General features: G+C 55.8%; 22 protein-coding genes and 1 tRNA gene. 9 read left to right on the top strand and 14 right to left on the bottom strand.

Annotated features, from left to right (window positions below):
- Nucleotides 1-13: 13 nt before the first annotated feature.
- The 4 genes from ACR0AU_RS10245 to ACR0AU_RS10230 all read left to right on the top strand — a co-directional run bounded on the left by ACR0AU_RS10245 (nucleotide 14) and on the right by ACR0AU_RS10230 (nucleotide 4,424).
- Complete coding sequence (locus ACR0AU_RS10245; protein WP_170392492.1) at nucleotides 14-1,096, top strand: ABC transporter permease; 1,083 nt, start codon at nucleotides 14-16, stop codon at nucleotides 1,094-1,096.
- Nucleotide 1,097: 1 nt separating this feature from the next.
- Entirely contained in the window at nucleotides 1,098-2,018 is a 921-nt protein-coding gene (locus tag ACR0AU_RS10240; protein ID WP_170392493.1) for an ABC transporter permease, read from the top strand.
- A 34-nt stretch (nucleotides 2,019-2,052) separates the two neighbouring features.
- Nucleotides 2,053-3,126, top strand: a complete 1,074-nt coding sequence (locus ACR0AU_RS10235) for a BMP family ABC transporter substrate-binding protein (RefSeq protein ID WP_170733016.1) — start codon at nucleotides 2,053-2,055, stop codon at nucleotides 3,124-3,126.
- Between the two features lie 107 nt (nucleotides 3,127-3,233).
- The gene (locus ACR0AU_RS10230) at nucleotides 3,234-4,424 is read left to right on the top strand and encodes a S41 family peptidase (protein WP_480795643.1); all 1,191 of its coding nucleotides are present in this window, start codon (nucleotides 3,234-3,236) and stop codon (nucleotides 4,422-4,424) included.
- Between the two features lie 195 nt (nucleotides 4,425-4,619).
- Here ACR0AU_RS10230 and ACR0AU_RS10225 read toward each other — a convergent pair whose 3' ends face one another.
- Nucleotides 4,620-5,852 carry an HlyD family secretion protein gene (locus ACR0AU_RS10225; RefSeq protein ID WP_170733018.1) on the bottom strand — a complete coding sequence of 411 codons (1,233 nt, stop codon included), beginning with the start codon at nucleotides 5,850-5,852 and terminating at the stop codon, nucleotides 4,620-4,622.
- Between the two features lie 3 nt (nucleotides 5,853-5,855).
- Nucleotides 5,856-6,266, bottom strand: a complete 411-nt coding sequence (locus ACR0AU_RS10220) for a hypothetical protein (protein ID WP_170595262.1) — start codon at nucleotides 6,264-6,266, stop codon at nucleotides 5,856-5,858.
- A gap of 203 nt (nucleotides 6,267-6,469) precedes the next feature.
- Here ACR0AU_RS10220 and ACR0AU_RS10215 point away from each other — a divergent pair, with 203 nt between their 5' ends.
- The 3 genes from ACR0AU_RS10215 (at nucleotide 6,470) to ACR0AU_RS10205 (ending at nucleotide 8,595) form a co-directional block, all read left to right on the top strand.
- A complete protein-coding gene (locus ACR0AU_RS10215; RefSeq protein ID WP_170733019.1) occupies nucleotides 6,470-7,531 on the top strand; it encodes an NAD(P)/FAD-dependent oxidoreductase in 1,062 nt (353 codons plus the stop codon).
- A gap of 2 nt (nucleotides 7,532-7,533) precedes the next feature.
- Nucleotides 7,534-8,187 (top strand): DUF938 domain-containing protein, encoded by a 654-nt coding sequence (locus tag ACR0AU_RS10210; protein ID WP_170594397.1) that lies wholly within the window; start codon nucleotides 7,534-7,536, stop codon nucleotides 8,185-8,187.
- A 72-nt stretch (nucleotides 8,188-8,259) separates the two neighbouring features.
- A complete protein-coding gene (locus tag ACR0AU_RS10205; protein ID WP_170733020.1) occupies nucleotides 8,260-8,595 on the top strand; it encodes a carboxymuconolactone decarboxylase family protein in 336 nt (111 codons plus the stop codon).
- 69 nt (nucleotides 8,596-8,664) lie between these two features.
- Here ACR0AU_RS10205 and ACR0AU_RS10200 read toward each other — a convergent pair whose 3' ends face one another.
- The 4 genes from ACR0AU_RS10200 to ACR0AU_RS10185 all read right to left on the bottom strand — a co-directional run bounded on the left by ACR0AU_RS10200 (nucleotide 8,665) and on the right by ACR0AU_RS10185 (nucleotide 15,139).
- A complete protein-coding gene (locus ACR0AU_RS10200) occupies nucleotides 8,665-11,172 on the bottom strand; it encodes a GcvT family protein (RefSeq protein WP_170733021.1) in 2,508 nt (835 codons plus the stop codon).
- 140 nt (nucleotides 11,173-11,312) lie between these two features.
- Complete coding sequence (locus ACR0AU_RS10195; protein WP_480795642.1) at nucleotides 11,313-12,641, bottom strand: hypothetical protein; 1,329 nt, start codon at nucleotides 12,639-12,641, stop codon at nucleotides 11,313-11,315.
- Between the two features lie 86 nt (nucleotides 12,642-12,727).
- The gene (locus tag ACR0AU_RS10190) at nucleotides 12,728-14,125 is read right to left on the bottom strand and encodes an FAD-linked oxidase C-terminal domain-containing protein (RefSeq protein ID WP_170733023.1); all 1,398 of its coding nucleotides are present in this window, start codon (nucleotides 14,123-14,125) and stop codon (nucleotides 12,728-12,730) included.
- 27 nt (nucleotides 14,126-14,152) lie between these two features.
- A complete protein-coding gene (locus tag ACR0AU_RS10185; protein WP_170392503.1) occupies nucleotides 14,153-15,139 on the bottom strand; it encodes a 2-hydroxyacid dehydrogenase in 987 nt (328 codons plus the stop codon).
- A 169-nt stretch (nucleotides 15,140-15,308) separates the two neighbouring features.
- On the opposite strand from ACR0AU_RS10185, the gene ACR0AU_RS10180 reads away from it, so the two are divergent.
- A complete protein-coding gene (locus ACR0AU_RS10180; protein WP_480439217.1) occupies nucleotides 15,309-15,797 on the top strand; it encodes an SH3 domain-containing protein in 489 nt (162 codons plus the stop codon).
- A 27-nt stretch (nucleotides 15,798-15,824) separates the two neighbouring features.
- Here the strand turns inward: ACR0AU_RS10180 and ACR0AU_RS10175 are convergent, their stop codons facing one another.
- Nucleotides 15,825-16,334: a ferritin gene (locus ACR0AU_RS10175; RefSeq protein WP_170401952.1), complete on the bottom strand. Its 510-nt coding sequence runs from the start codon at nucleotides 16,332-16,334 to the stop codon at nucleotides 15,825-15,827.
- A gap of 370 nt (nucleotides 16,335-16,704) precedes the next feature.
- Here ACR0AU_RS10175 and ACR0AU_RS10170 point away from each other — a divergent pair.
- Nucleotides 16,705-16,779 (top strand) — tRNA-Gln (locus ACR0AU_RS10170).
- Nucleotides 16,780-16,961: 182 nt separating this feature from the next.
- On the opposite strand, the gene ACR0AU_RS10165 is transcribed toward ACR0AU_RS10170, so the two are convergent.
- The 7 genes from ACR0AU_RS10165 to ACR0AU_RS10135 all read right to left on the bottom strand — a co-directional run bounded on the left by ACR0AU_RS10165 (nucleotide 16,962) and on the right by ACR0AU_RS10135 (nucleotide 19,224).
- Nucleotides 16,962-17,378, bottom strand: a complete 417-nt coding sequence (locus tag ACR0AU_RS10165) for a hypothetical protein (protein WP_170733034.1) — start codon at nucleotides 17,376-17,378, stop codon at nucleotides 16,962-16,964.
- Nucleotides 17,379-17,524: 146 nt separating this feature from the next.
- Nucleotides 17,525-17,785: a hypothetical protein gene (locus ACR0AU_RS10160; RefSeq protein WP_480439121.1), complete on the bottom strand. Its 261-nt coding sequence runs from the start codon at nucleotides 17,783-17,785 to the stop codon at nucleotides 17,525-17,527.
- Nucleotides 17,786-17,791: 6 nt separating this feature from the next.
- Nucleotides 17,792-17,998, bottom strand: a complete 207-nt coding sequence (locus tag ACR0AU_RS10155) for a recombinase family protein (protein WP_480439215.1) — start codon at nucleotides 17,996-17,998, stop codon at nucleotides 17,792-17,794.
- 45 nt (nucleotides 17,999-18,043) lie between these two features.
- On the bottom strand, nucleotides 18,044-18,169 hold the full coding sequence (locus ACR0AU_RS10150; protein ID WP_480439119.1) for a hypothetical protein: 126 nt from the start codon (nucleotides 18,167-18,169) through the stop codon (nucleotides 18,044-18,046).
- Entirely contained in the window at nucleotides 18,166-18,303 is a 138-nt protein-coding gene (locus ACR0AU_RS10145) for a recombinase family protein (RefSeq protein ID WP_480439213.1), read from the bottom strand. Before ACR0AU_RS10145 ends, ACR0AU_RS10150 begins: the two co-directional genes overlap by 4 nt.
- Nucleotides 18,304-18,586: 283 nt before the next feature.
- Nucleotides 18,587-18,868 (bottom strand): DUF2924 domain-containing protein, encoded by a 282-nt coding sequence (locus ACR0AU_RS10140; RefSeq protein ID WP_480439117.1) that lies wholly within the window; start codon nucleotides 18,866-18,868, stop codon nucleotides 18,587-18,589.
- The gene (locus ACR0AU_RS10135) at nucleotides 18,865-19,224 is read right to left on the bottom strand and encodes a DUF3489 domain-containing protein (protein ID WP_480592830.1); all 360 of its coding nucleotides are present in this window, start codon (nucleotides 19,222-19,224) and stop codon (nucleotides 18,865-18,867) included. Before ACR0AU_RS10135 ends, ACR0AU_RS10140 begins: the two co-directional genes overlap by 4 nt.
- Between the last annotated feature and the right edge of the window lie 20 nt (nucleotides 19,225-19,244).

Below are 19,244 nucleotides of genomic sequence, written 5' to 3'. Positions count from 1 at the left end.
GGGGTATGAGCAAATGATTGTGTTGGAGAAACGGCCTCAGCCGTCCAAGGCGTGGTCTTATGCCACCCCTCTGGTCGCGGTCCTGGCGACGATGGTTTTTGGTGGCATACTGTTCGCCATTCTGGGCAAAAACCCGGTCGAGGCTATTGGAACCATTTTCTGGGAACCCCTGTTTGGCGAGTTCGCCTTCTATTATCGGCCGCAATTGCTGGTTAAGGGCGCGCCCCTGGTTTTGATCGCCATCGGCCTGTCTTTAGGCTTCCGCGCCGGTATCTGGAATATCGGGGCCGAAGGTCAGTACATTATGGGGGCCATTTTCGGTGCGGGCGCTGGTCTGGCATTCTATCCGCTGGATGCATTCTACATCTTTCCGATCATGGTGATTGCAGGCGCGTTTGGCGGCTGGCTATGGGCAATGATCCCAGCCTTCCTGAAAGTGCGCTTCGGTACCAATGAAATCCTTGTGTCGCTGATGTTGGTCTATGTGGCCGAACAGATGCTGGCCTCGGTCTCGCTAGGCCTGCTGAAGAATCCCGAAGGGTTCGGCTTTCCCGGTTCGCGCAATCTGCAATCCTACGACAGCGCGTATAATGCCGAGCTGATTGCGGGTTCAGGCATGCACTGGGGCGTAGTCACTGCCCTGATCGCTGTTATCTTTGCATATGTCTTGCTGAACCGGCACATGCTGGGCTTCCACATCCGCCTGACAGGTGAGGCCCCGCGTGCGGCGAAGTTCGCAGGTGTAAACCCTGCCCGCCTGATCTTGTTCTGTCTGGGTCTGGCCGGCGCGCTGGCCGGTCTTGCGGGGATGTTCGAAGTCTCGGGCCCTGCTGGCGTGGTCAGCATCGATTTCAACGTCGGTTACGGCTTTACCGCGATCATCGTGGCTTTCCTTGGCCGTTTGCATCCGGTGGGCATCCTGCTGGCCGGAGGCCTGATGGCGTTGACTTATATTGGCGGTGAAATCGCCCAATCTCAGCTGGGTCTGCCCGCCGCAGCCATTCAGGTTTTCCAGGGGATGCTTCTGTTCTTCCTGCTGGCATTCGATCTTCTGACAAACTACCGCATCCGTGCGGCCCGTAGCGAGGTAGCGTGATATGGACCTTGGTGAAATTAACCCCGTCCTTCTGGTCGCCTCGCTAATGGTGGCCGCAACCCCACTTTTGTTGGCCGCAATCGGAGAATTGGTGGTCGAAAAAGCAGGCGTCCTGAACCTCGGTGTCGAGGGCATGATGATCGTGGGCGCAATCAGCGGCTTCGCAATCTCGGTCGAGACCGGTTCGCCCTGGCTGGGCTTTATTGCGGCAGCAATCGGTGGCGCGGTGCTATCGCTGTTGTTTGTGCTGCTGACGCAGGTGGCGCTGGCCAATCAAGTTGCCAGTGGCCTGGCCCTAACATTGTTCGGCCTCGGGTTCAGCGCGCTGATGGGGCAGAGCTACGTAGGAATCAAGCCGCCCAGCATGGGTGAAATCCATATCCCGGTGATCAGCGATATCCCCGTTATTGGACCAATCCTGTTTCAGCACGACCCGATCCTCTACGTCGGAATTGCCCTGACGGCCGCCGTCTGGGCCACGCTGAAATACACACGCATCGGCCTGATATTGCGCGCGGTTGGCGAGAACCACGATGCGGCGCATGCGCTGGGCTACAAAGTCATCAAAATTCGCATCATGGCGATCCTGTTTGGTGGTGCTTGCGCTGGCTTGGGCGGCGCCTACATCAGCCTGATCCGCGTGCCGCAGTGGACCGAGGGCATGACTGCCGGTGTCGGCTGGATTGCCTTGGCGCTGGTGGTTTTTGCCAGCTGGAAACCATGGCGTGTCTTGCTGGGCGCCTATTTGTTCGGCGGCATCACTGTGTTGCAGCTTAATTTGCAGGCAGCGGGCGTTGCCATTCCTGTCGAGTATCTGGCAATGTCGCCCTACATCATCACGATCCTTGTGCTTGTGATCCTTTCGGCCGACAAGAGCAGCGCACCTGCCGCATTGGGCCGGACCTTCCATGCCTCGCACTAGGCGAGGCCAACTGAACCAACTTGGGGAGTAACACATGAAATTCACTACACTTTTGGCAAGCGCCGCAATGGCGCTGGGTCTGGCCTCGGGGGCCGTGGCCCAAGACAAGACCAAAGTCGGCTTCGTCTATGTCGGCCCAGTGGGCGATGGCGGCTGGACCTATGAGCACAACAAGGGCCGTCTGGCCGTGGAAGAGCACTTTGGCGACAAGGTCGAAACCGTGTTCGTCGAGTCGGTGCCTGAGGGCCCAGATGCAGAACGCGTGATGACCCAGATGGCGCTGGAAGGCGCGGACCTGATCTTCACCACCTCGTTCGGCTACATGGATCCGACCATCAATGTCGCGAAGAAATTCCCGGATGTGAAATTCGAGCACGCAACCGGCTACAAGACCGCCGACAACGTCTCGGTCTACTCGGCCCGTTTTTATGAAGGTCGCGCAGTCCAAGGCCACATCGCCGGTAAAATGACGGAATCGAATATCATCGGCTACATCGGGTCCTACCCGATCCCTGAAGTGATCCGTGGTATCAACTCAGCCTATATCCACGCCAAGAAGGTGAATCCGGATGTCGAGTTCAAGATCGTCTGGGCCTACACTTGGTTCGATCCTGCGAAAGAAGCTGACGCCGCCACAGTTCTGATCGAACAGGGCGCGGACGTGATCCTGCAGCACACTGACTCGACTGCACCGCAGGCAGCCGCGCAAGAGGCAGGAAACGTTGTCACCTTTGGCCAAGCCTCCGACATGAGCGAATACGCACCCTTCCCGCGTGTGTCTTCAATCATCGACGATTGGGCTCCCTACTACATCGCGCGGACCCAGGCCGTGATGGACGGAACATGGGAAAGTGCCAACACTTGGGATGGCATCCGGGAAGGCATGGTAGCAATTGGTGAGATTTCGGACGCCGTTCCGGCTGATGTTAAAGAAGAAGCACTGGCGCTGAAAGCCGCGATGGCAGCCGGTGAATACCACCCCTTTACTGGCCCGCTGAAAAAGCAGGACGGCAGTGACTGGCTGGCCGAAGGCGAGACCGCCGATGACGGTACGCTGGCGGGCATGAATTTCTACGTTGAGGGGCTGGAAGGCGAAATCCCGCAGTAGAAACTGACCCGGAAACTAACAACAAGGCCCGCATGTTTTTTGCGGGCCTTTTTAGTCGCCCTGAGCCCAATCTGGACATTGACGAGTGGCTATGCGCATCGTGAAACATGTCGCTCACGGAAGACCTGAACCAAATTTTAGAAACTGCCCTGCCGACCGATCCCAGTTTTCGACAGATCGAAAAGGCCGTGATTGACGACTATATTGGTGAAACCCGGCAATATGCCTCAGAGGGCTCTGTCGAAGCCTTTCTGTTGTCAGCGATGCGTTTATTGGCACTTCCCGGCAATGGGCACACACGGCTGATCCCGAATGATGCGATCGCGGTGCTACCGCTGAGATTCGTGAGCGTTGGACGTTCCGTTCAATTCATCGACGCGGCGCCAGAGATAGCCGCACCGCGAGGAGAGTTGATAGCAGTCAACGGCTCAGCTTTGAGCCAGATTGAAGCCACTGCAGAGAAATTTCTGGCGGGAACGTGCCAAAGGAAACGGGTCATCGGCCCGATTCTACTGGCTTGGCCGTACGCTTTGGCACGTTTGGGTTTTTCGTCAAACGGCGGCACGACCGAGTTCCGTGTGCAGGACGAAAATGGGCGGATAGCCAATCTGAAAGTGGCCAATGAACATACAGTTCCTGGATCGATGCTCTACCCGAGAAACGAGCACGGCAAGGCTGATCCAGCCTGGGAACCCGAGATATTTGTAGAGATAAAGGACTGGCAAGAGCTAGGGCTATCAATAGCGTTACCAAGCTTCTTTGATCCGAAGGAAAATGCGCTGCCTAAAGCCATCTCAGCCGCGGTGGAATGCGTGCGCGCATCCTCGAACAAAACACTACTAATTGATGTTCGCGGAAACACTGGTGGCGACTTTCTTCTAACGATGCCCTTGATCGACGCGATCTCAGAAAGTGCAAACAAGCAGGTTGTTATGCTTGTCGATAAATTCACGTTTTCCGCAGCGATAGTGTTTGTAGCCATCCTCAAACATCGATTGGGAAACAGGCTCAAACTCATTGGTGAGGAAATGGGTGATGCGCTGACGTTCTTTGCCGAGGGCGGATTGCTCGAATTGTCGACCAGTGGAGCGGTCGTTCGATACTCATCAGCCTTTCACGACTGGAAGAATGGAACGACTGACGATACCACGCCGCCCGAAATCGCAAGAAAAATCGTACCTGCGGGATCACTGAACTTGGATTTGGAATGGGTCGAAAGACCTGCAGGTGAGGATGCACCAACCGATCTCCATCAACGAGTTCTCAAAAGCATGAGCAAATCGCTAAACAGCCGCTAAGTCCGCATAGCTGCATTCAAAGAAAGCAAATGCTGCACGCACGGCGAAGGTCTACTTGGTGGCCAGTCTTATTGGAGACCCAACACCATCGGCCCGTGGGCAATATTAGCCACGAGCGATTTGATACCCAGCTGTCGTCGGGTCAGGACTTCAAGCGATTGAATCGCCGCAATGGTTAGGTTCTAGGGCGTGAAATTAGTGTCCGCCCAGCACCAGAGTGTTCACTGGCATCAGGATCAGTCGCAGGCGCAGGCCTGCCGCATGAACGACGCCAATCGTGTCTACCACATGCAGGAACGATTTTTCCCAGAAGCCGAGGCTCTCATCCTCCAGCTTTGCATGATTATCCGTATAGATATTCGCCAGACAGTTGCTGCCTGGAGGCACATCATCGGCCATGCTTTTGTAGAGCGGTTCAAGGTAGACAAGGATCGAACCCGGATTGGTGTTGCTCTGCACGTCCCGCAACTCATCAGATGGCCTGATCTGCCCTGATGGGATCACATCCTGCACCTCGACGACAACCACCGGGATAACGGTAAAGGGCTTGGTCATGCAGCCCAATTCGCCAATCATACCCGGTTTGACCACCTGGGCCGAAAGCTGACTGAACGCCGCCTGGAATCGGTCATGTCCGGAGGAGGATGGCACCAGAATACCCGCCGGGCGCAGCAAAGGGCTGACATAGTCGCCGACCTGAAGCCCGAATTGTTCAACCCTGCCCGTCACTCCAGCGTTGACCACAGTCTTGTCCAACTCGGTCAATGCCGCATCCAGCTGCGCATTGGCACTGGCAAGTTGGGCCGGGATCAGCTCTTCGATCTGTTGTACAACCGCTGCGCGTTTTGAGACGGCTGCTTTGACCTGCGCTTCACGCTCGGCAACCAGATTTTCCAACCGATCAATCTCGGCCAAGCGCACCGCGCTGGATCCCTCGTCACGTAGGGTGGTATTGCGTTCCAGATCCTCGAGCGACTGATCCAGAGCTGCGCGCGCGCCTGCAATCCCGGCCTCAGCCTCGGCCAGATCGGTTTCCGCCACCTTCAACGAGGCTTGAACCTGAGCAATCTGGGCATGCGCTGCTTCGACCTGCGCGGTTTGCGTGAAGTCTTCGATCCGGAAAATCGGCTGTCCAGCTGTCACCTGCTCATTGTTGCCCACGTAGACTTCGGAAACGCGCCCCCCTAGCTGCGGAAGAATCGTTACCGTCCGGAAGTAGGAAGCCGCTGTTTTGCTGGACGGGTGAAAATAGAACAGCGTTGTGATAACGGTTAGCGCCAAAATAGCGCAAGTCGTCAGCCCCCAGCGCAACTCGTACCACATGGTGAACAGCGTGATCTCGTGTCCGATCCGTTTGCCCTGCACAAAGCGGCGAAACAGATAGTCAGGAAGCACGGTAATCAGGGCGCACAGCATCGTCTCGATCATTGTTCAGTGCCCCTGTGCTGCCGGTTCGGAGGGTTTGGATTGTTCGGGCTCAATTTCCAGCTCAGGAGGGGGTGAAGCGTGTTCTTTGTCCTGCCCAGGCGCCAAAGATCGGATGGCATCGGCAATCGAGCGCAGCGGTGCCGCGAAATCAGGGAACTGGAACCCAGCCACAAGGATGGCGGCAACCCAGAAAAGGCCGTTATGCGTAAACAAAGCCAAAAGCGCCAGAATCCCAACCAATTGGAATTGCGGGTGATTGGTTTCATGCGCCATTTTTTCCGGGATCGAATGCAACGTGAAGTAGGCAACCCCGATCAGCACGACCATCCCGACGGTAAAAAACAACATGAAGGTGAAGAGGAAGTCGCTACCATCTGCCTGTGTCACATATGACGGAATGTGCCCCGTTGCCATCGGGTGAATATCTGCCGCGTTCACGTCCGCCTCCGAATCTTTTGTTGTTTGCACTAAAAGCAGGCTGGCCGCCTACGATCAAGTTTCCATTGCGGTGGGCTTGTGTCTTTTCGTTTGGCAGTACGCGTGCCATGGTCCGCCAATGTCGCCAGTCAACTTACCACCGCCTCGATCACTTGGCGGCCGGAAACGGAACAAAACGCATGATTGATTTTCTGATAATCGGTGGCGGTGTCGCCGGGCTAAGCGCAGGTGCGCGCCTGTCAGAGCACGGCACAGTCACGGTGTTAGAGGCCGAGGACGGATTAGGATATCATACTTCGGGTCGTTCAGCTGCCCTGTTCGAAAAGGGTTACGGTCCAAACTCGGTCAAGGCATTGAACGAGGCAAGTGCTGCGTTCTTTGAAACAAATGCGTACCTCACACCACGCGGCCTGATGCTGATTGGCGGAAGGGATCAACAGGCGCTGTTTCAAAAAGACGCCCAAGATCTTGGTGTGCAAGAGATTTCGCCGGAAGATGCCATCGGACACATTCCTGTCCTGAATGCTGAAACTGTCGGTTATGCAGCCATAAGTAATAGCGCATATGATATCGATACAGATCGCGTCCTGCAGGACTTTGCGCGAACCGTCCGCAAGAATGGCGGTTCAGTCCTGACCCGTCAGAGGGTCAGCAGCATCCGCAAATCGGTTCATTGGACCGTCGAAACCTCAGAATCCTTTGAGGCACGCAATCTGGTAAATGCCGCCGGAGCCTGGGTCGATGAGGTGGCGCAGATGGCAGGAATCTCCCCCATCGGGATCACACCTTACCGTCGATCGATTGCGCGCATCCCCGCACCGGGCGGACATGACCTGCGAAACTGGCCAATGATGCTGGGCGCAGGCGAGAGCTGGTACGCCAAACCTGATGCGGGCAAGCTACTGGTCTCGCCTTGCGAGGCGGACCCAACCACACCCCATGACGCTTACGCCGATGACATGATTCTCGCAGAAGGACTGGCACGATACGAAGCGATGGTTACTGAAACTGTAACTCGGGTAGAAACCAATTGGGCGGGGTTACGTAGTTTTGTTGCCGATGGCACGCTGGTCCTCGGACCTGATCCAACCGATCCATCGTTTATCTGGTCGGCAGCACAGGGAGGGTATGGGTTTCAGACCGCTCCTGCTGCCTCGCAACTTGTGGCGGATCTTGTGACTGGCGCGTCGCCGCGCCTTGATGCGGCGATTGTGAAAGCGCTGACACCCGGAAGGCTGTAACGATGACAAAACGCAAACTGCCCTCAAATGCCAGCGTCGCCACCGAGAGCGACGGCAGCAAACTCGTCGCCCCAGCCGCCAGCCGAAACACGGTTGTGCTGTGCGATCTTCTGGCACGGGTCGCTCCGTCATCAGGACAGGCCCTGGAACTGGCCAGTGGAACCGGACAACACATTTCGGCCTTTGCCCAGCGGATGCCCGGGTTGCATTGGCAACCCAGCGAAGTCACCTCCGAACGGCGCGCCAGCATCGATGCGTACACCAAGGGTTTACCAAATACCGCCGCAGCCGTTCATCTGGATGCAACTGCGGAGGGTTGGCACAAAACAATGGCGCAGCAAGATTTGGTTTTACTGGTCAACCTCTTGCACCTGATCAGTTTGCCCGAGGCTGAAACCCTCATTGCCGAAGCAGCGTGCGCTCTGAAAACGGATGGGCGTTTGGTGCTTTATGGCCCTTTCAAACGTGACGGACACCTGACAAGCGATGGCGACCAGCGATTTCACGACGCACTGGTCCAACAAGACCCTGAGATCGGGTACAAAGACGACACACATATATTGTCTATGTTAAAGGACAACGCCCTCGAATTGGTCGAAATCGTAAAGATGCCTGCGAACAACTTGGCATTTGTCGCCCAAAAAACTGGAATCTGATCAGGATCAAAGTCTGCTTTGCTCTTCATCATTCATATGCAGATTATCATATGTATCAAGAAGGACGTTATAATGAGCTGGCAGGATTCACTGAACGAAACGCGCAAAAGCTTGCGTAACCTTAACGGAGCCATTCCTGATACGGCGCGTGCCTTCGAGGCGCTGGGAAAATCTGTCAAGGAAGGCGGGACGCTGGACTACAAAACCAAAGAGTTCATCGCGTTAGGCATGTCAATCGCAGTACGGTGTGAGCCTTGCATTACCCTGCATTCCGAGGCGTTGGCCAAGGCGGGAGCCACCCGCGATGAGGTTTCGGACGTTCTGGCAATGGCCATCCAGATGGGCGGTGGGCCGTCCATGATGTACGCCGCCAAGTCACTAGACTGCTTTGATGAATTGAGCGCATGAAAAAAGCCCACCGAGAGCGGGCTTTTGGTAGGCGGTGCTACGTGAGTACCGCCTTATTTCTAAAAAGCGTCAGCCGTCCTTGCGGATGACCTCGTTCTTCGGATCATACGGGCTGTCACAAGTGACGACCGCATCCCACAGCTTGTCCTGAATTTTGACCTGCAGCTTGGTGCCTTCGACCGCCAGCTCAGGCTTCACATACCCCATGCCGATGGATTTCTCGAACGCCACCGAGTACCCGCCCGAGGTCAAACGACCCACGCGCTCACCTTCCGGCGTGTACAGCGCCTCGCGGCCCCAGGGGTCGGCATCGTCCGGTCCGTCGATCAGCAGAGTGCAGCACTTCACGCGCACGCCGGTCTCTTCCAGCTTGGCTTTGCCGTAGAAGTCTTTCGACAGATCAATAAAGCGCGGCAGGTCAGCTTCCAGCGGGGTCGCGTCGCGGCCCAGTTCGGTGCCGAAGGCGCGATAGGATTTCTCCTGGCGCAGCCAGTTTTGGGCGCGGGCACCAACCAGTTTCATGCCGTGCTTTTCACCGGCCTTCTCCAGCAGGTCGAACAGATAGTTCTGCATCTCGATCGGGTGGTGCAGTTCCCAGCCCAGCTCACCCGTATAGGCCACGCGGATCGCGTTGACCGGGCACATGCCCAGTTCGATCTGACGGGCCGACAACCAAGGGAAGCGCTTGTTGGACAGCGCGGTTTCCGGATCGGCGTCCTTGATGACCTCTTTCAGAACATCACGCGACTTGGGTCCGGCGATCGCGAAGACGCCCCACTGGGTGGTCACGTCCTGGATTTCGATGTAGCCGAACTCCTCCATCTTGTCCTCGGCCGCCTTGCGAAGGTAGTCGGCGTCGTACTCGGTCCAGGCACCGGCAGAGACGATGTAGTAATTGTTCTCGCCATTGCGGACGATGGTGTATTCGGTGCGGGTGGTGCCGTGCGCGGTCAGCGCGTAGGTCAGGTTGATGCGACCGACCTTGGGCAGCTTGTTGCAGGTGAACCAATCCAGGAACTGGGTCGCACCGGGGCCTTTGACGACATGCTTGGTGAAGGCCGACGCATCGATCAGGCCAACGCCTTCTCGGATCGCTTTGGCTTCTTCGACGGCATACTGCCACCAACCACCGCGGCGGAAGCTGCGGCTTTCTTTGTCGAAGTTATCAGGCGCATCCAGCGGGCCGAAATAGTTCGGACGCTCCCAGCCGTTGACCCAGCCAAACTGTGCGCCACGCGCTTTCTGACGGTCGTAGGCCGGAACGGTGCGCAGCGGACGGCAGGCCTCACGCTCTTCATCCGGGTGGTGCAGGATGTAGACGTGCTCATAGCACTCTTCGTTCTTGCGCGCCGCGAACTCGGTGGTCATCCAGTTGGACGAGTACCGCTTGGGGTCCAGCGAAGCCATGTCGATCTCAGCTTCGCCATCGACCATCATCTGAGCCAGATAATATCCGGTGCCGCCTGCAGCGGTGATGCCGAAACTGAAGCCCTCGGCCAGCCACATGTTGCGCAGGCCCGGCGCCGGACCAACCAGCGGGTTGCCATCGGGGGTGTAGCAGATCGGACCATTGAAATCGTCTTTCAGGCCGGATTCAGCGCATGAAGGCACGCGTTCGGCCATCGCCATGTACTGATCGGCAATCCGATCCAGATCCAGCGGGAACAGGTCGGCGCGGAAGCTGTCCGGCACGCCGTGTTCGAACTGCGCAGGAGCGCCATGTTCGTAGATACCCAGAATCCAGCCGCCACGTTCTTCGCGCGCATATGACTCGTTGTCGGCATCACGCACAACCGGATGCTCGGGGTTGCCTGCTTCGCGCCATTTGACCAGCTCAGGGTCTTTGTCCATGACAATGAAGGTATGCTCGACCGGGATCGCGGGCATCTTGATACCCAGCATTTTCGCGGTCCGCTGTGCGTGGTTGCCTGACGCGGTCACGACATGTTCTGCGGTGATCACAACCTGCTCATCTGACGGAATGAGGTTGCCACCCTTTTCGACCATCTTAGTGCAGGTGACTTCCCAGTGAGTGCCATTCCAGTGGAAGGCATCAGCCTGCATCTTGCGAACAATGTCGACACCGCGCTGACGAGCACCCTTGGCCATCGCCTGAGTTACGTCGGCGGGGTTAATATAGCCATCCTCGGTGTGGTAGATCGCGCCTTTCAAGTCCGAAGTTTCGATCAGAGGCCAACGTTCCTTGATTTGCTCGGGCGTCAGCCACTCATATGCAACATCACAAGTCTCCGCTGTGGACGCATAGAGCATGTATTCATCCATACGCTCTTGTGTCTGTGCCATACGCAGGTTTCCGACTACGGCGAAGCCTGCATTCAGGCCGGTTTCTTCCTCTAGTGTCTTGTAGAAATCGACTGAGTACTTGTGGATGTGGGTCGTGGCATACGACATGTTAAACAACGGCAACAGGCCCGCTGCGTGCCAGGTGGAACCGGAAGTCAGTTCGTCCCGCTCGATCAGCATCACATCATCCCAGCCCGCTTTGGCAAGGTGATAGGCAATCGAGGTCCCGACGGCGCCGCCGCCAACGACCAGTGCTTTGACTTGGGTTTTCATAGCCGGGTGTCTCCCCTTGAATTCAGTTGACACCATATGGCGCATTTGAGGGGCTCGACGCGACATTCATCCGACCAGTGATATAAGAAAAGCGACCTGAGCGTTGCACCAGGTCGCTTTCCAACAGTCGATCTGACGTGTTATCCGCCCCCCAATTTGCACCTTTTGAACGTTCCGGTGGTTGCGCAATCTATGCCCGTTCCGGAACCGCCTCGGTTTACCCGCACGACAGTTTCTGCTTCGGAATCAGAGCTACCAAAGGCTGACAACAGTCCGGACAGGAAGCCTTCATTTTCGTTTACAGATGCGACTTCTTCAGAGGTTTCCTGATCTTTGAATTTGGCGAACAAATTTCCAAAGAAACCCTCGTCATCTCTGTCTGCCTGCTGCATCTCGTCTTCAAGCAAATCTGTCAGTCCTTTGCGGTATCCGACCTGGACCAAATCATCCGCAGATTCGATTCTGTTCGCGGTCAAGTCGAAGGTGTCTGCCGGCAAACCGTATTGCGCGGCCAAAGTATTTGCGACAAGAGACAATCCATCAATGTTTTCTAGCTTCAAACGCGCCAGCTCGCTGCGCAGCTTGACAAACTCGCCGCGCAAGGCGGCCATGTTTGTCGCCAGTTCACTTTCTCGTTCAGCATCAAAAACGGTATCGTTGCCGACGCCAGGCACTTTCTTTTGAAGCAGTGCGTTCAATCCGTCATAATCCAGTCGATCCAGAAACGCTCGCAGCATAGGCGCTGGTGCATCGGAATAGACTTGCAAACGAATTTCTTCGCCCAGTCCGATTGTGGCCTTGTAGATTTCAAACCGAGGTTCGACCTCAAGGTCCGTCAGGCTCGCCGTGATCATTGACCAAAACTTTCGATCTTTCACTGTGACGGGTTTGTATCGGCTGTTTTCAAACCTGAAATACGCAGCACCACCAATTATGCCGAATGGAGTGTAGCCACTCGATCCTGCGCCCAACCCTTCGACAGACCTGACGATGTTGCCAGTCAGTGTATTGGATTTAGCGTCTTTCCTGAGTTTCGCCTGTAGCCAGACCGTATGCTCGCCGCTTTCGTAGACCCAACTAGAATTATCGAGTTTTCTGGCCAGTTGTTCGGTCTCTTGCACAGCAACTCTTTTTGCAATTGGACGAGCAGCTTCACTTATTCCGTCCTGCAAAACACCTTCTCGGGCATCGCGTGTAAAATCTGCATCCACGATCGAGCGACGCACCCAGCCTTCGCCCGAATCCGGCAGGTACGGCTTGGCCCCCTCTCGCCAACGCTTCTGCCTTTCGCGTTCAACTTCTTCCGCGGCTAGCTCCGCCTGATATAAGTTGAACCGCTGATTAATCGTGTCGACATATCCGTTGAAGGACAACCTGCCTTCGACTTTCTTATCCTGCTGATAATAATCCAGACCTACGACAACCACGACGGCAATCAGCAAAAACCCAATGAAACGCAACGCGCCCATGAATAACCTCGGAATCAAATACTGCTCTTTCCTAGATCATTCACCTAAAATTGAGGCGCTGTTATGGCCGAGCCCAACAATCGCGGTCAGAGTACCTTGCCCGGATTCATGATGTTATCGGGATCCAGCGCTGCTTTGATCGCCGCCATATAATTTGTCGCCGCACCAAGTTCTTTCACCAGATAGGGGCGTTTACCCTGCCCGATTCCGTGTTCTCCGGTACAGGTGCCCTCCATCGCAATTGCAAGATCATTTAGCCAACCGACGAATTCCTCTGCACTTGCGACCTCTTTTGCGTCATCCATGTCGATTAACAGAAGTGTATGGAAGTTACCGTCACCAACATGACCCACGATTGGGGCCAGCAAACCCAATTCAGCGGCCTTATCCTGTGCGGCGGTCACACATTCGGCCAAACGCGAGATCGGAACACATACATCCGTAGAAATGCCCCGCGCGCCTGGGCGCAGTTGTAGGCTGGCCCAATACATATCGTGCCGGGCCTGCCACAGCTTGTTGCGCTCTTCGGTTGTCGTGGTGGTGGTAATATCGCTGCCACCAAATTCTTCCGCGATTTGACCAAAGGTCTCTGCCTGTTCCGCTGCACCGCTGTCCGAACCGTGAAATTCCAGCAGCAGCAGTGGCGTTTCTGGCAAATCCAGTCCTGAATATGCGTTTGCCGCTTTGACCGACATCTGGTCCAGCAATTCGATCCGCGCAACCGGGATACCATACTGAATAGTCATCATCACAGCCTGACAGGCAGCATCCACCGATGGAAAAGAACAGCGGGCTGAACTGATGGCCTCGGGGATACCCTGCAATCGCAATGTGATTTCGGTGATTATTCCCAGTGTGCCTTCGGCACCGATTAGCAAGCGGGTCAGATCAAAACCCGCCGAAGATTTTCGCGCACGATGCCCCGTGCGGATCACTTGCCCGTCCGGCATCACGGCCTCAAGGCTAAGCACATTGTCTTTCATTGTCCCATAACGCACAGCATTGGTGCCAGACGCGCGTGTCGCGGCCATGCCACCTAGCGACGCATTCGCGCCCGGATCAATCGGAAAGAACAACCCCTGATCCCGCAGATGGGTGTTCAATTCGGCTCGGGTGACACCCGGTTGGACAACGCAATCTAGATCACCGACATTAACCGCCAATATCTTGTTCATCTGACTCAGATCGACGGATATGCCACCAGCAGGAGCGTTCACATGACCTTCGAGCGAGGTGCCTGTTCCGAATGGGATGACTGGCACCTTGTGCTCGGCACAGGTCCTGACGATATCGGCCACTTCTTCGGTTGAATGCGGGAAGACGACTGCGTCCGGACTCTGGTTTTCAATCCACGTTGTCGTGTGCCCGTGCTGCTCGCAGATCGCAGCACCAGATTGCAGCCGGTCTGCGAACCTCTGCTTCAAAATTCCCAGCGCCGTGTCGATCCCGGCCTCGTTTCGCGGCAAAGCAGTTGCCTGCACCATTGCGTTCCCCTTTTCTCAGGCCACAGCCTAAAGCATTGCAGGCACAACCTGATCTGGCGGGCGATGACCGTCTTCGAAGGTCTTGATGTTGATAATGACTTTCTCACCCATCTCGATCCGACCCTCAAGCGTCGCCGAGCCCATATGGGGCAGCAGCACCACATTCGGCAATTGCCGGAGGCGTGGGTTCACATCCGTGCCCTGTTCATAAACATCCAGACCAGCGCCCGCGATCTCACCGGCGCGGATCATGCGTGTCAGGGCGTTCTCATCAACGACTTCACCGCGTGATGTATTCACGATCACCGCCGTGGGTTTCATCAATTTCAAACGCCGCGCATTCATCAAATGAAAGGTCGAAGGGGTCGACGGGCAGTTGATCGAGATGACGTCCATCCGCGCCACCATCTGATCAAGACTATCCCAATAGGTCGCCTCAAGTTCCTGTTCAATCTCGGGGCGCAACCGGCGGCGGTTGTGATAGTGGACCTGCATTCCAAACGCGCTGGCACGTCGCGCAACGGCCTGCCCTATCCGGCCCATCCCAAGAACACCCAAGCGGCGACCACCGACCCGGCCACCCAGCAAGGCCGTCGGGGCCCAACCGGCCCAATCGCCCTTTTGCATCACACCTAACCCCTCGGGGATACGTCGTGTAACCGCCAGGATCAGAGCCATAGTCATATCTGCAGTATCGTCAGTCAGTACTCCTGGTGTGTTCGAGACAAGGATCCCGCGCTGCCTCGCCGTCGCCACATCAATGTTGTCGACACCGGCACCATAATTGGCGATCAGTCGCAATTTCTCACCAGCCTGCCCCAGGATACCGCCATCAATTGTATCGGTTATCGTCGGAACCAACACATCTGCTGTGTTCACTGCCGCCACCAGCTCTTCGCGAGTCATGGGATCGTCGGTGTCACGCAGTTTTACATCGAAAAGCTCGCTTAGCCGTGTTTCCACCGCTTCGGGCAACCGTCGCGTAACGACAACACTCAGACGTTCTCTTGGCACCTTGACCCTCCTACCGCTTTGCAAACTGCCGCGCGCCATGGCATCGTGGCGCAGGATTACACGGGGCACAAGAACCCCTTGGGCATCGTCTCAACCTTTTTTGCATACGATCCACAGGCATAAGAGCAGACAGGCAGTGAGTGCTAGTTTTTCAGTGAACCGCCATTTTGTGGTGTTGATATCGGTTTTCCTGCTCGTGCTCGGCGCAGTGGCCGTGTCCGCGCAGGAAAAACGCGGTCCAGTGACGAATCTACCGCTTCCGCGATATGTCTCGATGAAAGCCGCCGAGGGTAATGTCCGTCGCGGCCCTTCGCTGACTCACCGAATCGATTGGGTGTTCAAACGGCGTGGCATGCCGCTGCAGATCACGGCCGAATATGGAAACTGGCGCAAGGTTCAGGATCGAGACGGTGCCGGGGGTTGGGTGCATTACGCGCTGCTTTCAGGTGTGCGGACAGTCCTTATCGAAGCCGACTTGCTGCCGGTTTACGCGATGCCTGATCCCAAATCGCAGGTGAACGCGCAATTTGAAACCGGCGTCGTCGCCCGGCTTGAAAAGTGCTCACCCGATTGGTGCCGCATCTCGGCAGGCGGCTATCGGGGCTGGACCCTGAAAAGCAATCTTTGGGGGGTCGACCCCGCCGAGATTCGGGAATGACGTACGTGCGCAACAGCGCCGACTGAGCTACTCCGCGCCTGCAGCGCTGCCGCGTTTGGCCAGTTCCTGATCCAACAACAGCAGGTTCCATCGGTCCCCGCTGGCCGCCTTGGCCTTGTCCAGGATCGATGTGAACAGGTCTTCTTCCTCTATCTGTTCGGCCAGGAACCAGTTCAGCATATTCTGTGTGCTGTATTCTTTGACCTCATGCGCCAGCTCAAACAACGCGTTGATCTGGCCCGTCACGGTTTGCTCCTGCGCCAACGCCTGCTCCAGTACATCAACGGGTGATTCATAGTCCGTTTGCGGTTTTGCGATGCCGTCGAGATTTACCCTCCCACCCCGCTTGGCGATAAAGTCGAATATACGCATTGCATGGGTTTCCTCTTCGGCAGAATGCCCCCGAAACCAACTGGCGAATCCTGGCAGATCCTGCGCCTCAAAATAAGCCGACATCGCCAAGTAGGTGTACGAAGCGTGGAGCTCATTGTTGATCTGCTTATTCAATGCTTCTGCAACTTGCGGGTTCAATTTCATTGCTCGCTCCTTTTTCGTGCTGGCTAGCGGACTTTATCTAGCTAGGTCCGAAGCCAAAGACATTCAACTGATAAAGGTAATTTTTATCGCTATTAATCAATAATTTAATCCAATTCTTGCGCTATTGAAACGCAGTCGCAGGAACGAGCGTTGTGGCGCATTGCGGATTGTATCTCGAGACCGCAAAACCAAGGATTGCCAGTTGGATTTTCGTTTTAGAGATCTAGCTTCGCCTCAAACAATCGCCTGCCCCCTACTCGACCATCCCGACGATCCAACCGCCATCAAACTAAATTGCATATCCACATCAAAATTGTCCAAAAAAGCCCTTGAACCCTGAAAGCAACAGTCGTAGATAGCCGCTCACCGTTGGGGTGTAGCCAAGTGGTAAGGCAGCGGTTTTTGGTACCGTGTATCGTAGGTTCGAATCCTACCACCCCAGCCATGATTTCCCGGAAATCACATACCGAGAAGTTGCACGCCGATTATAGCGTGTTTTCAGCGACTTAAGATCCAGTAATTTCAACTGAGACCCGAGCGTGTGCGCAACAGTGGTCGATTTCCGACCACAGTCCCAGGTCGCGATTCCGACGGTACGAGTTTGGTGTGTTTCGGAGAGGCGGCAGATCAGAGGGCAGAGAAGCCCTTGTGTTGATCTGACCAGATCGCCGGGAAACCCGACCTGATCAGGTAGTCCATTGTCAGGCCATCAGTTTGTTCGCCTGAATCGATGGCATCCAGAGCATCAGGCACCAGCATGGCCAGATCGACCACATCCAGCACCCAGCGTTTGGAGGTGCCTTCTTCTTGAACGATTTCTGAGAAAGCTCTGCCATCATTGATCATCGCCAACCACCGGCGGGCCTTAACGACGTTGCGGATAAGTGTTTGATCGATTTCAGGGGGCTGATCGCCTAAGTGCAATTTCAGTTCCAAGCCTCTGCGGCGCATCCGGAATGGCGCTTCGATCGCTAGTTCCCCGGCATCGACCAGGTCGACCCTGCAACCAATCATCTGGGCCCGCGCCTGGATATCCAGTTGCACCCTCAGAGAGCCCTATCACAGCTCCGCCCGCGCAATCATGCCAAGGCAGTTCCTGGCAGACTGGCAATCTCTGAGAAACTCTGTTGCCGAAGCGCTTTCGGCTGCAGACATATTCCGCACCATTGAAGTCACAGCGTTCGGTCGGTTCAAGTGTTGTCTGACCATTCGACCAGAAGGTTTTCGAGCTGCTCTGCCGACAGCCGCCAGGCATCCGGATGCTTCTGAATTCGATCGGTCAACAGACTTCTAGAGATGTGGTAACGCAAACGCTTGCCGTTTTTGCGGCTATGGCTAGTTGTCAGCCGATCTCCGGTCTCATCAAAGAGCTTCCCGGCCAGCACTGATCGCTTGGCCTTCTGCTTTAATCCACGCTCCCTTGCCGCGCCATCTATCAACCACTGCTGCACCAGCTGCTATACCGCCGGGTCAATGATAGCGGGGTGCTGCCCATCATCAACCTGACCCTTGTGTCGTATGCGGCCAGCATAGATAGGGTTGCTGAGAAGTTGATGGATATGCCCGCGATCGAAGAACGTCCCGCCCGTCACGCGCCCACCCGGGCGTTCCGGGCGCCGGATCCGGAGCTCCAGTGCCTCCGCCCGCTCTTTGAAACAAAAAATGGTCTGATGCTCCAGATAGAGATCGTGGAGCGCCCTAATTGTTGCCTATTCCTCTTCGTCGATTCTAAGCGTCAGGCCGTCCGCCTGATATCCAAACGGAACATTCCCGCCCATCCATAGGCCCTTGTGTTTAGAGGCCGCAATTTTTTCCCTGATAAGTTCAGCGGTCATTTCACGTTCAACTGAGCGAAACTGAGCAACACGTTGAGTGTAAAGCGCCCCATGCTGGTGGACAAATTAAAGGACTGGGTAACGGACACAAACGATACGTCGGCTGCGTCGAGATGGTCGATCAGCTTTGCCAAGTGAGTCAGCGATCGTGTCAACCGGTCGACCTTTCAAACAACAATCTGATCTACGTGATTATTATCTACAGCCTGCATCAACCGCTGCAGAGCAGGGCCGTCAAGATGACCGCCCGAGATACCGCCATCATCATAGTGATCCGGCAACAATTCCCAGCCCTCGTGCTTCTGGCTCGCATGTATGCTTCGCAGGCTTCCCGCTGGGTATCCAGCGAATTGAATTCCTGCTCTAGCCCCTCCTCCGAATTTTTTCGAGTGTAGATGGCGCAGCGGATAAGTTGCATCACTGAACCCCGAAGAAGCGCGGGCCTGACCAGTGCGGTCCGGTGGTGTGCTTTGCGATGGCCGACAGGGAGCGCCACGTTTTGCCGTCCAAGAAAGATCCGCCCGCGATTACTTCAATCTGATAGGTGCGTCCGTTCCACTCCCGCACCAGATGTGATCCTGGTTTCAGACTAGGTGGCAGCGCTTTTCCCAACGCGATTTGTTGCAGTCGGAGTTCTGTCTTCACAGACAACCCGCCTAGTTCTTGTATCTGTAGCTCCCAGGTCAACACCGGCTTCATGAACTGCGAGGACAGTTACTTCGGCGGCGGCCGACCGAACATTTTCTGCCACTGATCAAGGCAGCTAGAGCGGTCCAGATTTTCGATGTCAGCGAGTACGTGCGTAAGGTCGCAAAACTTGAAGTTTGCATCCGTAATGCTGACGCCTCCTTCACAATCCGATAGACAGTACTTTTTTCAGACCCTGATCGCTCAACGGTATGTCCCGCCTTGCGCATCATCGAAATCGCTGCGAGCGCAGAATGCGGCTGCCAGCCAAAGACGTTTTGAATCTGCACAATCGTTGCACCGGCCTTAAGGGACAGCAGTATCTGTAGACTTTGTTGACGCGTCGGCTGCTCCGGGCTTTTTGGCAGGTGGTGATTTTATTTCCAGG

Source organism: Ruegeria sp. CG1 (genome assembly GCF_056537265.1).
This window is presented reverse-complemented; position numbering and strand designations above follow the sequence as displayed.

Coding starts and splice junctions, on each gene's coding strand:
- ACR0AU_RS10245 (WP_170392492.1), top strand. CDS start 14: ATGATTGTGTTGGAGAAACGGCCTCAGCCGTCCAAGGCGTGGTCTTAT.
- ACR0AU_RS10240 (WP_170392493.1), top strand. CDS start 1,098: ATGGACCTTGGTGAAATTAACCCCGTCCTTCTGGTCGCCTCGCTAATG.
- ACR0AU_RS10235 (WP_170733016.1), top strand. CDS start 2,053: ATGAAATTCACTACACTTTTGGCAAGCGCCGCAATGGCGCTGGGTCTG.
- ACR0AU_RS10230 (WP_480795643.1), top strand. CDS start 3,234: ATGTCGCTCACGGAAGACCTGAACCAAATTTTAGAAACTGCCCTGCCG.
- ACR0AU_RS10225 (WP_170733018.1), bottom strand. CDS start 5,852: ATGATCGAGACGATGCTGTGCGCCCTGATTACCGTGCTTCCTGACTAT.
- ACR0AU_RS10220 (WP_170595262.1), bottom strand. CDS start 6,266: ATGGCAACGGGGCACATTCCGTCATATGTGACACAGGCAGATGGTAGC.
- ACR0AU_RS10215 (WP_170733019.1), top strand. CDS start 6,470: ATGATTGATTTTCTGATAATCGGTGGCGGTGTCGCCGGGCTAAGCGCA.
- ACR0AU_RS10210 (WP_170594397.1), top strand. CDS start 7,534: ATGACAAAACGCAAACTGCCCTCAAATGCCAGCGTCGCCACCGAGAGC.
- ACR0AU_RS10205 (WP_170733020.1), top strand. CDS start 8,260: ATGAGCTGGCAGGATTCACTGAACGAAACGCGCAAAAGCTTGCGTAAC.
- ACR0AU_RS10200 (WP_170733021.1), bottom strand. CDS start 11,172: ATGAAAACCCAAGTCAAAGCACTGGTCGTTGGCGGCGGCGCCGTCGGG.
- ACR0AU_RS10195 (WP_480795642.1), bottom strand. CDS start 12,641: ATGGGCGCGTTGCGTTTCATTGGGTTTTTGCTGATTGCCGTCGTGGTT.
- ACR0AU_RS10190 (WP_170733023.1), bottom strand. CDS start 14,125: ATGGTGCAGGCAACTGCTTTGCCGCGAAACGAGGCCGGGATCGACACG.
- ACR0AU_RS10175 (WP_170401952.1), bottom strand. CDS start 16,334: ATGAAATTGAACCCGCAAGTTGCAGAAGCATTGAATAAGCAGATCAAC.
- ACR0AU_RS10150 (WP_480439119.1), bottom strand. CDS start 18,169: ATGACCGCTGAACTTATCAGGGAAAAAATTGCGGCCTCTAAACACAAG.
- ACR0AU_RS10140 (WP_480439117.1), bottom strand. CDS start 18,868: ATGAAGCCGGTGTTGACCTGGGAGCTACAGATACAAGAACTAGGCGGG.